This is a genomic window from Sporomusa sp., assembly GCF_035561155.1.
Classification (GTDB): domain Bacteria; phylum Bacillota; class Negativicutes; order Sporomusales; family Sporomusaceae; genus Sporomusa.
On sequence record NZ_DATMYD010000092.1, the window covers coordinates 14,423 to 28,272 of the forward strand.

The 13,850-nt window shown below is 41.2% G+C and carries 13 protein-coding genes and 2 pseudogenes; 2 read left to right on the forward strand and 13 right to left on the reverse strand.

What is annotated here, in order from left to right:
• Window positions 1–306 precede the first annotated feature (306 nt).
• The 3 genes from VN447_RS12675 to VN447_RS12685 form a co-directional block, all read right to left on the reverse strand.
• Window positions 307–849: a transposase gene (locus VN447_RS12675; protein WP_325525717.1), complete on the reverse strand. Its 543-nt coding sequence runs from the start codon at window positions 847–849 to the stop codon at window positions 307–309.
• Between the two features lie 274 nt (window positions 850–1,123).
• Window positions 1,124–1,294, reverse strand: coding sequence for a winged helix-turn-helix transcriptional regulator (locus VN447_RS12680; protein WP_325525718.1), 171 nt, complete (start codon window positions 1,292–1,294; stop codon window positions 1,124–1,126).
• 414 nt (window positions 1,295–1,708) lie between these two features.
• Window positions 1,709–2,047 (reverse strand): helix-turn-helix domain-containing protein, encoded by a 339-nt coding sequence (locus VN447_RS12685; RefSeq protein ID WP_325525719.1) that lies wholly within the window; start codon window positions 2,045–2,047, stop codon window positions 1,709–1,711.
• A gap of 167 nt (window positions 2,048–2,214) precedes the next feature.
• Between VN447_RS12685 and VN447_RS12690 the strand changes: the two genes are divergently transcribed.
• On the forward strand, window positions 2,215–2,850 hold the full coding sequence (locus tag VN447_RS12690) for a flavodoxin family protein (RefSeq protein WP_325525720.1): 636 nt from the start codon (window positions 2,215–2,217) through the stop codon (window positions 2,848–2,850).
• An 80-nt stretch (window positions 2,851–2,930) separates the two neighbouring features.
• Here VN447_RS12690 and VN447_RS12695 read toward each other — a convergent pair.
• The 6 genes and pseudogenes from VN447_RS12695 to VN447_RS12720 form a co-directional block, all read right to left on the reverse strand.
• Window positions 2,931–3,140 (reverse strand): annotated as a pseudogene (locus VN447_RS12695) (amino acid ABC transporter ATP-binding protein); the annotation flags it as partial.
• A complete protein-coding gene (gene hypD / locus VN447_RS12700) occupies window positions 3,139–5,514 on the reverse strand; it encodes a trans-4-hydroxy-L-proline dehydratase (RefSeq protein WP_325525721.1) in 2,376 nt (791 codons plus the stop codon). The gene hypD and the pseudogene VN447_RS12695, both read right to left, overlap by 2 nt.
• Before the next feature lie 3 nt (window positions 5,515–5,517).
• Window positions 5,518–6,420 carry a trans-4-hydroxy-L-proline dehydratase activase gene (locus tag VN447_RS12705; protein WP_325525722.1) on the reverse strand — a complete coding sequence of 301 codons (903 nt, stop codon included), beginning with the start codon at window positions 6,418–6,420 and terminating at the stop codon, window positions 5,518–5,520.
• Window positions 6,421–6,433: 13 nt separating this feature from the next.
• Window positions 6,434–6,994 carry an XRE family transcriptional regulator gene (locus VN447_RS12710; protein ID WP_325525723.1) on the reverse strand — a complete coding sequence of 187 codons (561 nt, stop codon included), beginning with the start codon at window positions 6,992–6,994 and terminating at the stop codon, window positions 6,434–6,436.
• Between the two features lie 345 nt (window positions 6,995–7,339).
• Window positions 7,340–7,699, reverse strand: coding sequence for a hypothetical protein (locus VN447_RS12715; RefSeq protein WP_325525724.1), 360 nt, complete (start codon window positions 7,697–7,699; stop codon window positions 7,340–7,342).
• 80 nt (window positions 7,700–7,779) lie between these two features.
• Complete coding sequence (locus tag VN447_RS12720; RefSeq protein WP_325525725.1) at window positions 7,780–8,079, reverse strand: YtxH domain-containing protein; 300 nt, start codon at window positions 8,077–8,079, stop codon at window positions 7,780–7,782.
• A gap of 611 nt (window positions 8,080–8,690) precedes the next feature.
• On the opposite strand from VN447_RS12720, the pseudogene VN447_RS12725 reads away from it, so the two are divergent.
• A pseudogene (locus tag VN447_RS12725) lies at window positions 8,691–8,780 on the forward strand (methyl-accepting chemotaxis protein); the annotation flags it as partial.
• A 409-nt stretch (window positions 8,781–9,189) separates the two neighbouring features.
• Here VN447_RS12725 and VN447_RS12730 read toward each other — a convergent pair.
• The 4 genes from VN447_RS12730 to VN447_RS12745 all read right to left on the reverse strand — a co-directional run bounded on the left by VN447_RS12730 (window position 9,190) and on the right by VN447_RS12745 (window position 13,459).
• On the reverse strand, window positions 9,190–9,759 hold the full coding sequence (locus tag VN447_RS12730) for a class I SAM-dependent methyltransferase (RefSeq protein WP_325525726.1): 570 nt from the start codon (window positions 9,757–9,759) through the stop codon (window positions 9,190–9,192).
• Between the two features lie 329 nt (window positions 9,760–10,088).
• Entirely contained in the window at window positions 10,089–10,766 is a 678-nt protein-coding gene (locus VN447_RS12735) for a hypothetical protein (protein WP_325525727.1), read from the reverse strand.
• 287 nt (window positions 10,767–11,053) lie between these two features.
• Entirely contained in the window at window positions 11,054–12,772 is a 1,719-nt protein-coding gene (gene ggt / locus VN447_RS12740; RefSeq protein ID WP_325525728.1) for a gamma-glutamyltransferase, read from the reverse strand.
• Between the two features lie 270 nt (window positions 12,773–13,042).
• The gene (locus tag VN447_RS12745; RefSeq protein ID WP_325525729.1) at window positions 13,043–13,459 is read right to left on the reverse strand and encodes a pyridoxamine 5'-phosphate oxidase family protein; all 417 of its coding nucleotides are present in this window, start codon (window positions 13,457–13,459) and stop codon (window positions 13,043–13,045) included.
• Window positions 13,460–13,850: the final 391 nt, after the last annotated feature.

A 13,850-nucleotide genomic window follows, 5' to 3' on the forward strand; every position in this document is an offset into this window, starting at 1 on the left:
CAAAGTGTATTTTGTATTTCATTCTAATGTTATTGTACACTCTACGGGACTATTTGAAAACTCCAAAATGGTTATGTCTATCTTTTCTGTCATAATACCGGCAGAGAGAAATTAGGGTTACAGTTAAACGGCTGGGGTCAACCTCGGGGTCAGGCTTGCGTTATTGCATTAATTATTTCCAATAACGCAAGCCTGAACATCCCGCTTGATTTGTCAAGTGATTTTCATCTGGTGCAGAGCTATATAAGTAAAATTATGGAAGATAGGTAGTTAAAATGATATCCCGTTCTCCCTAGTTACCATAAATTATGTAGCGGGAGATTGTTTTTTCTCTTTGTATAGATGGTTGCTTTTCACCATGCTCCAAAAGACACGGGTGATGTGTCTACCTAGCGAACGTAAGGCCTGGTTGTGCTTTTTTCCTTCTGCCCGCTTCTTTTCATAATACGCTTTTGATTCGGCTACTTTGCGGATGTGATGCCCCATGCCCACCATCATGGCTGCCTTTGCCCTCTTGTTGACTTGTTGCGGCGATTTGCTTCCCTTATGCTTGCCGGAACTATTGTCAAGCGGAGCCATCCCTAAATAGATGGCTAGGCTGGCTTCTGACGTAAATCGTGTCATCGTCCCTATTTCGCCACTGACCTCCGCGGCGCTGATTGTTCCGAAACCTGGAATGCTGTTGAGGAGTCTTGCCAGCGAAGATTGCTTAACCAGAGCCTCCAGTTGGGCCTCCAGCTCATCAATTGCTTCCTTTAGCTGCAGCAAGCGCTTGGCGTCTTCTACAATCATCGGTCCCACCCAGGCAATTTCCGCCCCAAAGACGGCGCTGGATTGCCACCGTGTCAAAGTCGCCGCTTTTGTCGCGCCTATGCCGGGAATGCCTCGGATGGTGGCTGGCTTCAATCTTGCTAGCTGGCGTATAAAAAACAAGGGGACATAAAAAACAAGGGGACAGGTACATCGTTTCAGGTTATCTGAAACAAGGTACCTGTCCCCTATCTCTTATTGTATCCCATTCTAGAATACAATTGCTCAACAAATTATTTTACCATAAATATATACCGTCTTTTAAAATATGTCAATTTTTGCAAAACCCACCCCTAATTCATTCGAAGAAAAGTTAACACGAATCCTTATGTTCTGGAAAACAATTCTCTGCACCCCACGTAGCCATGAGTTCCAAGATCGGAATCAGGGTTTTGCCTTTTTCGGTTAAAGAATATTCTACCTTGGGAGGTGAAACTGTATATGACATAGGACAAACTAAAGGATCGATAGGGCCATTTTTCATAGAATCACTCTCCTTTTGCTTAGTATCTCACAATAAAGTGCGTACTTCAATTATAGCAACATCCTTATTATAATCGTTATAACAACCTCTGTAATTAATAAATCAAAGGAGTGATTTTGTGGTCAACAATAATCAGTATTTACGATAGAGGCTGCACAAAAGTATCTGGCGATTGTGTAATAAAGGTTCCGTAATGATGGAAAGATATCTTATACCGCGAATATTGGAATCCCGTTCGCGCACTTCAGGCCTTTCAACATAAGGAATAAAGAGGTTACGCTCAAGGAAATTTCGAGGTACTGGCAGAATTACTGGTTGCACCTGGTATGAAAGGCCCCCATAGTGTAGCTAACAATGAACAATTATTGCAGAAGGCTTATGCCATAGGTAAAAAATTGGTCGAAAACAAATCGCCTATTTAAGAACCTTTTGATCGTCAATATAACCATCCCCCCAAAGCTGCAAGAGATCTAATACTGTGAATAATCTAAGCCCAAGGGGAGTTAGACGGTATTCGACGTGTGGAGGTATTTCCGGGTATGACACACGCTCAACAAGTGCATCACTCTCTAACTCACGAAGTTTTTCTGTAAGGACTTTTTCGCTGATGCCAGGCAATTTTCTCTGCAGTTCCAGGAAACGGTAAGATTGGTCATTCAGGTGACAGATAATTACCGCTTTCCATTTACCTTTGATCAGACTTACAGCATAATCCAGACTACAGATATAATTCTGATTGTTAATAGTAAGCATATAGGCATTCCTTTCTTGTAAGGCGCATCCTTCCTCTCCTTACCTTGAGGTAAGTGTAATTACAGAAAAGTGCGTACTTGTATAGATGTGTTATTTGATATATATTGTGTGCTAAAGAAGAAAAATCCTGTATTGAGATTTGGCAGGATAATTTAGGAGGTTTAGGTATGAAAGTTATCGCCTTTAATGGAAGTCCTCGAGGGAATGGCAATACCCATCATGCACTGAAAGTTGTCGGTGAAGAGTTACTCAAGGAAGGCATAGAATTTGAAGTCATTCATGTTGGCAACAAACCCGTAAGAGGTTGCATTGCCTGTATGGGGTGCGTAAAAAATCAAAATGAACGCTGCGTAATCACCACTGATGAAGTAAATGACTGGATTCAAAAGATGAAAGAAGCCGATGGAATATTATTAGGCTCGCCGGTATTCTATGCTGGCATCGCAGGGACGATGAAATCTTTTTTAGACAGGGCCTTTTTCGTTACATCTGTCAACCAGTCCATGCTACGAAATAAAGTTGGTGCGACAGTAGTGGCAGTAAGACGCTCGGGTGGTGTTTCAACCTTCGATTCTCTAAATCATTATATTATGTATTCCGAAATGGTTATGGCGACCTCAAATTATTGGAATGTAACTCACGGGCTTCAACCTAAAGAAGCTGAAAAAGACGATGAAGGAAACCAAATCATGCGTATCTTAGGAAAAAATATGGCCTGGCTATTAAAAGTACTGGATGCTGGTAAAGCTCATGTAAAACCTGTTCTGCCAGAGGCGAAGACGTTCACAAACTTCGTCAGATAATAAAGAGACACAAAAAATCCGTAGACGAGCGTCTACGGATTTTTTCTATAAGTCACATTCACTGCCAACTCCTGGTTTGATCAGTGATCTAGCGCTTTACTCAAAAACTGCTTAGTTCTGTCACTCTTAGGATTTGCAAAAAATTCCCCAGGCACGGCTTCTTCAACTATAGCTCCGTCATCCATAAATATCACGCGGTTTACGGCTTCACGGGCAAACCCCATCTCATGAGTTACAACTATCATAGTCATACCGTCCTGAGCCAAACGCTTCATAACATCGAGTACTTCAGAATATGGTTTGCTCTGTCCTTTCAATAATCTCGTCTTGGAGCTCTTTAGACAGATTATGAAAATGGTCGCTATAGCCGGCAACCCGTACAATTAGATCCTTATACTCCTCAGGGTTATTTTGGGCTTCGATCAGTGTTTTCCTGTCAATTACGTTGAATTGAATGTGGTGACCATCCAGATTGAAGTAGGTTCGTATTAAGGCGGCCATATTTTCTAATCCCTGTTCACCTGCCACTACCGATGGGGTAAATTTTTGATTCAACAAGGTACCTCCTGTACGAAGGTGATCCATTTTGGCCGCCGATTTGATCACTGCAGTAGGTCCTTTCCGGTCGGCACCTTTCTCTGGGGAAATCCCTTCAGACACAGGTTTCCCGGCTAATCTGCCATTTGCGCTTGCACCCATTACCGAACCGAAATAAACATGACAAGTGGTGGGCAGCATATCGATACGGTACACACCACCTTTCATATTTTTTCTGCCGGTAACCTCGTTGTAGAAAGCGTCAAAAGCTTGAATCATAACCTGGTCAGCGTAATCATCGTCATTACCATATTTAGGTGTCTTATTGTGTACAAAATTATATATATGTTCATATCCGGCAAAGTTCTCGTCAATGGCTTTCAGCAGTTCTCCCATAGTAAACCGTTTGCGGTCATAGACATTGTATTTAATCGCTGTAAGGCAGTCTGTCAGTGTGCCTATCCCCACCCCCTGAATATAGTTGGTGTTATAGCGAGCACCGCCAGCATTGTAATCCATTCCTTTCTGAATGCAATCGCTGGTAATGATCGAGAGGAATGGCACCGGCATTGTAGTTGTGTAAATGCGTTCTATTACGTTGTTTCCTTGTACTTTAATGTCGGTGAAGTAATGGACCTGTTTCTTAAATGCGTCAAAGAGCTCTTCATAGCTGTTATAATCAGTTGCGTAGCCCGTTTTCAAGCCCAGCTGCCTACCGGTATTTTTATCAAAACCATCATTTAAAGTAAGTTCCAATACTTTAGGTAGATTGAAATAGCCTGTCAAAATGTAAGCCTCTTTACCAAAAGCCCCAGTTTCCACACAGCCGCTGGCCCCGCCTTCCCGAGCGTCAGTGATGTCTTTACCGGCTCGCAATAATTCCTGAATGATGGCGTCAGTATTGTAAAATGCCGGTTGACCCCAGCCTTTGCGGGAAACCTCACATGCTTTTTTCAAAAAGTGATTGGGAGTTTTCTTGCTAATTTGGACGTTGGAACTTGGTTGAAGCAATTTCATTTCGTCCATTGTCTCCAGTATCAGATAGGAGACATCGTTAACCCCATCTAAACCATCTGACGTGACCCCGCCAGTATTAAGATTAGCAAAGTCGGTGTAAGTACTGCTTTCTTTCAGTGTGATGCCAACTTTCGGCGGCGCAGGCTGATTGTTAAATTTAACCCATAGACACTGCAATAGTTCCTTGGCCTTGTCTCTGGTGAGCACACCCTTCTCAATTCCTTGTTTATAGAACGGAAAAAGATGTTGGTCAAGCCGGCCCGGGCTTAGAGCATCCCAGGGATTGAGTTCTGTAGTCACACCAATATGGATAAACCAATACATCTGGAGGGCCTGTGCGAAAGTTTCGGGCTTGTGAGCAGGAACAACTTCACAGTTAGTAGCAATCTCAACTAGTTCTTCTTTTCTAGCCTCATTTGTTTCTTGAGCGGCCAAATTCCTGGCATATTCAGCATAGCGCCTGCCGTAAGCAATAATGGCATCACAGCAGATTGCCATTGCTTCCAACTGGACCTTTTTGTCATAAGCCTGCCGGTCGTTGTAGAAATCTAACGAATCAATGGTTTGCGCAATCTCGGTTTTAAAATCGAGGAAACCCTTCCTATAGAATTTTCCGTCGGCAACCGTGTGTCCAGGACCTCTTTGCTCCATAAACTCGGTAAATATGCCACTCTCATAGCATTCTATCCATTCGGGAGTCATGCGTTCAAAAATGAGCTTGCGGAGAGAACGGTTTTGCCAGTAGGGTATAATCTTTTCTGCCTGAATCTTTTTATCTTGGTCGCTTACCCTGAAGTAGATTTTTTCCCGGCGATTCATAACGTCAAGGTCCTCTAGCGTGTGACAGCACAGTTCCGGAAAACTTGGCGCGACTTGCGGTCTTTCGCCCTTTTCACCAACGATTAATTCATCATCATTGATACACAGAGTTTTGTTTTCCATAATGTATTTAAAAGTTAGCGCCCGCAATATTGGGATTTCAACAGTGCCAGCGTATTTTTGATAAGCCTCAGTAACTAATACCGCTCTTTCAAGAGACAATTGGGGTTCGGCAATTACGCTCTGTATTCTTAGTCTATTAATTCTCTCATTCATTCCTTTAGTTTCCATAACTTAACCCCCTATTTTCACGTTAAATTTCGCCTGTTCAAACATAGTCTTAATTTCATTTAACCTTGCATCAGACGGTGGAATCAGGGTCTCCCCCTGGTAGTTCCCGCCTATTTTTTTGTACTTCCCCTTACCAATATCATGATAGGGTAAAAGATTTACCGCTACGAGATTGATACCCTGAACGAACTCGATAATGTCTCTAATATTACGGTCATCAGCATTAATTCCTTCAATCAGCGGTACCCGCAGGTTAATGCGGGCTCCACTTTGAGCAAGTTTTTTTAGGTTTTCCAAAATAATCCCGTTATCTTTCCCTGTATACCGCTGATGCAACGCGGGGTCCATAAGCTTGATATCATACAAAAAGAGCTCCACACTATCCATGATTTTCTCAAAACTGCTAAAAGGCGCATACCCGCAGGTATCGATGACAACTGATATCCCCCGGTCCTTACAGGCCTGAGCTAGTTCTGCCGCAAAATCAATCTGGCTCATAACCTCACCACCCGAAAAAGTAACACCGCCCTTTGATTGTTCATAAAATGGCCGGTCTTTTTCAATCTCGTTTAATAGTTGACTTATGGTATATTCGTCTCCGGCTATTTCTCTTGCGTTATTTATGCAAGCGTCAATGCAGGCTTCGCATAGCTGACAACGGCTGGGATCATGGAATGCAATGCTTTCGTTAACAGAAACAGCACGCTGGAAACATGCCTTTTCGCACCGGCGGCAACCTGTGCATTTTTCCTGGGTCCATAACACCTGTTTTGAAAAGCCTTGACTCTCAGGATTGTGGCACCAGAGACAATGTAACGGGCACCCTTTGAAAAATACCGTAGTCCTTATCCCCGGACCATCATGTACACAGAATTTTTGTATATTGAAGATTAATGCAGTTTTCAATAGAAATCACACTCTATTCTTTAAAGGGATTGGGTGCGCTTGCGACAATTAATCTAACCATTTTATTGGTATAGTTAGCCCAATTATGAACATGGGACGAATTATAGTGGGCTGAATCACCGGGAAAAAGTTCGAACTGCTCATTATTAATAAACAGCGTCAGCGTGCCTTCCAACACATATACAAATTCTTCTCCCTCATGGGCATACTGGGAGATATCCTCATCACAGTTGATCGGCAATAATTCAATTAATCTCGGTAATATTGTCTTTTCCGTCGAATTGTTGGTCAGATGGTAATGGATAAAACGCCCATTAATGATTTGAAACACTTCTTTTTCATAACTCCGCATAATATAATTCCGGTTTCTGGCATGCCCAATGAAGAAGTAAGATAAGTCAACACCTAGTGCCTCAGCAATTTTTGCCAGTGAATCGGTCGCAATCGATGTTAACCCTCTTTCCAACTGAGATAGAAAACCAGTAGAGAGACCGGTGTGCTCGCCTAAATCCTTCAATGTCATCTTCTTAGCTGTTCTGAGTTCTTTAACCTTGCCGCCAATGTCTTTATTCACGCTAACCCCTCATATCTATTTTTAAGTATTATCAAACGTTATCTTAATTTTAATATGCATTACCTAGAAAATCCACATTAAAATTCATTATATCAAAATTATATTCATATTTGTGAAATTAGATGCTTCCTTCTTGTGTTAACGGAAGATAGTATAAGTGAAACAAGGGGACTTCTTAAGTGAAGCAAGGGGACGTTGTTTTTGCTTCTTTACGTAATCTGTGCACTTCTCAGTTTAATTCCCTAGAGAGGCTCGCTGTATGCGGTCCTCTTTTTCTTATATAAATAGCCGTCCCAAAGGACGGCTTAAGAATTGATACTAAAAAACTGATTGGTTTTTGCAAAGCTACTTTGAGAATACCGACTTGACAACTTCTCCTGCAATCCTGGCATAGAGAGCAAAAGTCTCTAAACTTTCCCGCAAATCATCTACCGTATCGGTAATTTCACTTGGAAGTGCACGAACTGCGCTAGCAGTCTGAACGGTCGCTTCCTTTAAACTCACGGTAAGCTCATTGACATTACTGAGCGTTTCCTGGAACAGAGAAACGGTTTCGCTAATGTCACCTTGATGAGCATTCAAAATTCCGTGAACCAGACCGAGCACACATAACGCTCGCCGTAAAACTGCGATTAGATATCCAGCGATGATAACAAGCACTACAAATAGGATAAAAAAAGCCAGATCATATAGTGAGATATACATATTCATCCCCTCTTTCGGCGCAATTAATCAACAGCGGCCGGGCATTCCTGCCCGACCGCCGCCCATTTCCCTGTGGGAACTTATTGTTGGCCTTCCGCCTCCACAGTGGAATTCGTCCTTTCGGCGATTGTTTTCTTCGCCTCTTCAACCTTCTCTTTGGTTTTTTCAACGATTTCTTTAGCTTTCGCAGGCAGTTCTTTAGCAGCTTGGGCAATGTCAGCCCGCGTCTCCTTGCCTGCCTTCGGTGCCAATAATACGCCAGCGGCTGCTCCAACAGTCACACCAATGGCTGCACCAATCGCTGCATTCTGTAAAGTTTTCTTCCGTTCCTTTTGCTTACGTTGTTTTTTTCCTTTTTCGATTATATCCATAATCGACATGCAAACCACCTCCGGTAATTATTGGGTTATTTTTCCTATATTTTTAGTTCTTCGACAAAAACTGGTAAAAAACCTTCTGGATAATATGAATCTAATAATAAATACTGTTGAAAATTTCATTTATTTAATGTGAAATCTATATTTTTTTAAAAACCTATGAAAGCAAATTCAACATTCCTTTGCTTTCACAGGCTTTTTCAGGTCCGCCCTACCCAACCGTAAAGCGTTCATAAAAAAAGCCGTCTCCAAAACGGAGACGGCTTCGACACAACCGAGCTATTTAGCGGGCGGCACTTATAGTTTAGTTGTGTTTAATGCGGTTTGTAACCACTATTAACAGGTTGAATTGCAATCATTATCAAACGAACAGAACAACAGGATAATAATTATGATAATTATTATCCAACTAAAACCTCCACGACCACTAAATCCAAATCCCATAGGGAGGCCTCCTTTGCTATGTGTTGATGGGAAGATAGTATATAGTATGATATATCAATTGGTTTGGCGACTGGGGTATTGATAAAAAAGCGCCCATCCAAGAGATTAGCTGCCTAACTGATAATGTTAGGCAGCTACCTTTCCCATTAATACCGATGAAAATTATTACTACCATTCAGCAAATTGCAAGTCAGACCAACTTGTTGGGACTAAACGCTGCTATAGAGTCCGCCAGAGCGGGCGAACACGGACACGGATTCTGTCATATTCATTTCATGATGCATCGTATACTGTAATAAAAAACGGAGGCGTACATGCGATATATTAGAATAGTGCGTAATGTGCATCTTTGGGTTGGTGTTATCCTATCATTCTTTATTCTAATTGAATCATTTACAGGTTTAATACAATCAGAGCCATGGATCATTGGAGCTGATCAATCACAAATTCACGATAATCTTAGTAGCTTTGCTCACTTTACAAACTCCGTTCACGAAGGGAAAATCGGTACCTATAATCTGAAATGGGTTATAGATATCACCGCAATCGGACTTATCATCCTTACACTCACTGGGATTTACTTATCGGTACCTTTTTTGCGTTTCCGAAGAAATCATTAAGAGCGGCGTAGATTTCGAACCATATTAGCGTTGGTTTAAAGCAACACCTCTACTCCTTATACAATAAGAAGCCATAGTGATAAGGGGGTAAGTCGATGGGATTATCTGTCGCCAGCCTAAATCCAGCATTTTTTGCCCATTTCCTCATTTCTTCGGGTTTCGGACGTATATCCAAGCTTGGACCTCGAGGAGTAGTTGGATCATAATTCCAATGAATAAGCCCTGCTTTTCCTCCTGTTTTGAGAATTCTATAGGCTTCATGCAAAATTTCCAGCGGATTAATGTGGTGCAATATATTAAACAGCATCACATAATCAACAGAGTTATCGCCAAGTCCGGTCCCATCTGCTATAAAGTCACGCTTTACAAAGTTGACTTTAGATTTATGCGCAACAGCCCGTGTAGTAGCTATTTCAATCATCTGACCATCAATATCAAAAGCAAGAACATTACCACGTATTCTTTCTATGCTTGGTATAGTAAAAGTTCCGTAACCAGAGCCAAACTCAACAAGGAAATCAATCTGCTCTGTAACCTCTAATTTATCGAGAATAAGGTCTACACTTAATAAACTTTCCCAATATACTTGGTCTGGCATTCCACTATCACGAACCTTCATATCCTCACTCCTCATATTAGATAATTCCAATAAAGAGAGACTTAGCTTCAGGTGGGGTTTTTACCCCATCTGAAGTTTAGTCGACCTTATCCAGGGACTTAGCCGCTCGCCTGTGCCCTTTGGGTATAACTCCCGCTTACAGAAGCGGGAGTCTTAGAGCGACTTAGTCATCGGATAAAAAGACAATAATAAAAGGCGAAGTTTATTCCATAAGGATAAAACTTCGCCTTCAGTCTTTTTCTGATCAGCTATTTTGCAGCAATTATTTCTTTTGGAAAATCCAATCTGTACCGCTCCTCGGTACAGGTTGTTTTACCTGCTAAATTAAGCTACTGCTTATGTCCGTTGTCTTTATCATTATTTTGACCATAGACTTTTTTGTTGTCTTTCTTGTCGCCTTTATCTTGATGCTGTTTATTATTGTTTCTGTCCTGATTGCGGTCAGGCACATTGCGTTCATCATTGTTTCTGACTTGCTTGCGATCAGGTTCGTCATGTTTTTTGTCCTTGTCCCGGTCAGCTTCATGATAAACATCATGTTTTCTGTCATAATCTTCAATTTCTATGTAATTTATATTTACACCGTTTACATGGGCATAATCGACAAACAAATCATGTCTTCGTTTTAATTCTTGAACTTTAAGGCCGTGCAGCTTAGCGATCTCGCCCCATCCCATATTCTTTCTCCGAAGGACAAGAACATCATCAATAGGCAGACCAGAGTAGTCTGCAACAGCATACATCAGTGATATGTTGCCAAAACCAAAATCAAAATCAGCTTGTAAACGTATTACTTCTGACGTTAGAACTGGACGGTTGTAATGTGACGACAACACATGGGCAAATCTCATATTATCAGAAAAAGTCTCTGACTTATAAAAACTGACATCACCAACACGAATGGCGGTTGTTGATGTTTCGTAAGTAGAAGCATCGGCACCGGCCGGAACTATAAATGTTAAGGCCGTGGAAACTGCTAGGGCAGCAGCATAACGTTTTAGCACCATAACAATTCCTCCTTACTTTTGCCACTATTCTATCACTATGACCGACTAGTCAACTATAGGTCTAAAGTCCTATTTTATCAATTCTCGTTTCACAATGTGCCCTTTGTTTTGCTATCCTTTCAGCACCTAGGTTTATACCATTTTCAAACTTTACCCGACAAGTAATTTGACCTTTCTCAAGCAGCAAACGGCCCACTCCCGCATTGCGCGAAAGTGAGGCCGTTCTTCGCTGTTGTCTTCGGAAGCGATTACTTCCATATGTACACCTTCTGCCGCCGCAACACTTTTTAATATCCAACTGCTGTTCCATCGCCGCGCGGGTCGGCGCCGCCGTATTTGATGTTGTTAGTGGGGTTGATGAGTATAGCGCCGGCATGACCCATTGTGTCAGTATAGTCGGCTAATACTCTGACAGGATGGCCGCGTTTTAAAAGTTCATCTATTACATTTTGAGGGACTCTGCCTTCGATTTTTAGATCATTTGAAGAAGCGCCCCAGGTGCGCCCATGCAGCCAGCGAGGCGCTTCGACGGCTTCTTGAACGCTAAAATTAAAATCAACAATCCGGGTTACAATTGCAGCTTGGGTTTGGGGCTGGCCCTCACCGCCCATAGTGCCGTAAACGAGGTAGGGGTGGTTATTTTTAAATAACATTGCCGGGTTTAAAGTATGGAAGGTGCGTTTTTGGGGTTCGAGATGATTAATATGGTTAGGGTCAAGCGAGAAGAAACTACCTCTATTTTGTAGTAATACGCCTGTATCTTTAGCTACAATCCCAGAACCATAATCATGATAGATACTTTGGATTAAAGAGACGGCGTTGCCATCTTTATCAACGACTCCTATCCAGATTGTATCGCCTTTAGGATCAAGAGGATTTACCTCTATTGCAGCTTTTTGCAGATCTATCCTGGCAGCTAGTTTGGCCCCGTGTTCTTTTGAAAGAAGAGAATCTACCGGTATTTTGACAAAGGTTGGATCAGTTAACCATTTATCGCGGTCGGCAAAGGCTTGTTTTGTAGCTTCGATTATAACATGATAATAATCGGCACTACCTTCACCCATTGATTTTAGATCAAAATTGTTAAGGATATTCAAGATGGATAAAGATGCCATTCCTTGGGTATTGGGCGGAAAGTTATAGGCTTTATAGCCGCGGTAATCGGTTGAAATGGCCTCAACCCAGTCAGCTCTATGACGGGCAAAATCTTCTAAAGTTAAAACTCCTCCATTTGCCTTAAGGTCAGTAACGATTTTTTCAGCTACTTCACCTTTATAAAAGCCGTCTGCTCCTTTTTGGGCAATAATCTTTAAGGTTTTAGCAAGGTCTTTTTGTTTGAAAAGCTCTCCTGATTCATAGATACTGCCGTCAGGTTTTAAGAAAGTTTTATTAAAACCGTCAAAACGCCCAAGATTGCGAAATTCATTGTCGTTTTTATCAATGTTTACTTTTGTATAATACTCTTGGCTAGGTGTTACCGAAAAACCATTTTCAGCATAATTAATAGATTTTTGTAAAAGAGTTGCCCAAGATATATTTGAGTTCATATTTATTTGAGAATAGTTATAAACTTCCCACCAGCCGGAAATTACGCCAGGAACAGTATTAGCTGCAAGATAACCTCTAGAGGGAATTTTACTAAATCCTAGGTCTTTATAAAATTCTATATTAACTTTTTCTCCAGAACGGCCACTTGCATTTAAGGCTTTTAGCTGTTTGTTTTTGGCATCATAAAGAAGCCAGAAATTATCTCCGCCTATTGCATTCATGTGAGGATATACAACACTAATTACAGAAGCGGCCGCAATTGCTGCTTCTGCTGCATTCCCGCCATCTTCCAGGATTTTCAGGGCAGCTTGTGTGGCAAGATAGTGTGGAGTCACTACCATTGCGTTAGGAGCCATTGTTGTTGGCCGGCTAGCAGCACTTAAAGGCAGGGTGGATAAAGAAAACATACCAAACAAAGATAAAAATAAAATCCTACCTAATTTTTCCCACTTATTCATAGTTATAACCATTCCTTTCGTTTCACTCAAGGCAAAACGGAATAAAACCATTGCCTTTGGGCTTAGTTTTAAAACTATGTTGTTGAGAATATTTTTGTCTGTTTGAATTTTATCTAGATTTGAGTATGAATCCATTATAAATTAGTTAATATTTGTAAGATATGTAAAATAAATAAAGTAAATATTTTAAATAAGAAACAGCCCTGGCTGTAGGAAAAATAAAAAAGACTGAGCCATTTTGGCACAGCCTTAGGGACCTCGTCTCTTATCCTATATTACAAAGTCTTCCGATTTAAAATTACTATAATACCTGCCTGTTTGTGCTGTAAATTTTAATACGCAATAATCGGGATCAGTAACACCGAGAGGATAGTACAGAGTATCGCCCTCTCTCCATATCATCTCTTTGGACGTATTGTCTTCAAGGATTTCTATTGTTCCTTTTAGCATCACGCCTCGGAAAAATCGTTTGTCGCAAAAATAGATATTTGCTTTTGGGTTTTCTCTATATTGGGCTACCCTCATTGATGAGGTATTGGTCGTAAAATAAAAATACTTGATGCCTTCTCTTTTGCGCGGTGGCAGCATAGCTTTTGTATTCGGGAAACCCTCGTAGTCGACAGAACTGATAAAAGCTACACTTTGTTTATCAATTAGATTTCCAATTGTTTTTTCTGCATCTCTCATTAACTATCACCCCTTCAATAACCTTGCAAATACTAACTTAACTATTTACTTAGCATAAAATTATAAAACTCCTGCCTCATTCATACAGAATTTAACAGAAGTTTTAAGACGCAAGATTGGTTAGCTGAGCAGTTCAATGGCCGCTGGCCATTGGTATGCCAGTCTGTATATTCTTTACCGGTTATTCAAAGTGGGCGAAGCACAACAAAAAGCAGATCTGAGTATCCGGACCGAATGGTAAACCGCCTAAAAAATCGAGTAGGAGCTGAGTAATTATTTACTCAGCGACCTCTCACACCACCGTACGTACCGTTCGGTATACGGCGGTTCAATAGAATTAGTGTATTAATGAATATCTTTCACTTATGGTGATAAAGCCTAATTTCCTTAG

Excerpts from the sequence above, each read along its gene's own strand:
- VN447_RS12680 (WP_325525718.1), bottom strand. The coding sequence starts at position 1,294 with ATGAAAAATGGCCCTATCGATCCTTTAGTTTGTCCTATGTCATATACA.
- VN447_RS12685 (WP_325525719.1), bottom strand. The coding sequence starts at position 2,047 with ATGCTTACTATTAACAATCAGAATTATATCTGTAGTCTGGATTATGCT.
- VN447_RS12690 (WP_325525720.1), top strand. The coding sequence starts at position 2,215 with ATGAAAGTTATCGCCTTTAATGGAAGTCCTCGAGGGAATGGCAATACC.
- hypD (WP_325525721.1), bottom strand. The coding sequence starts at position 5,514 with ATGGAAACTAAAGGAATGAATGAGAGAATTAATAGACTAAGAATACAG.
- VN447_RS12715 (WP_325525724.1), bottom strand. The coding sequence starts at position 7,699 with ATGTATATCTCACTATATGATCTGGCTTTTTTTATCCTATTTGTAGTG.
- VN447_RS12720 (WP_325525725.1), bottom strand. The coding sequence starts at position 8,079 with ATGTCGATTATGGATATAATCGAAAAAGGAAAAAAACAACGTAAGCAA.
- VN447_RS12730 (WP_325525726.1), bottom strand. The coding sequence starts at position 9,759 with ATGAAGGTTCGTGATAGTGGAATGCCAGACCAAGTATATTGGGAAAGT.
- VN447_RS12735 (WP_325525727.1), bottom strand. The coding sequence starts at position 10,766 with ATGGTGCTAAAACGTTATGCTGCTGCCCTAGCAGTTTCCACGGCCTTA.
- ggt (WP_325525728.1), bottom strand. The coding sequence starts at position 12,772 with ATGAATAAGTGGGAAAAATTAGGTAGGATTTTATTTTTATCTTTGTTT.
- VN447_RS12745 (WP_325525729.1), bottom strand. The coding sequence starts at position 13,459 with ATGAGAGATGCAGAAAAAACAATTGGAAATCTAATTGATAAACAAAGT.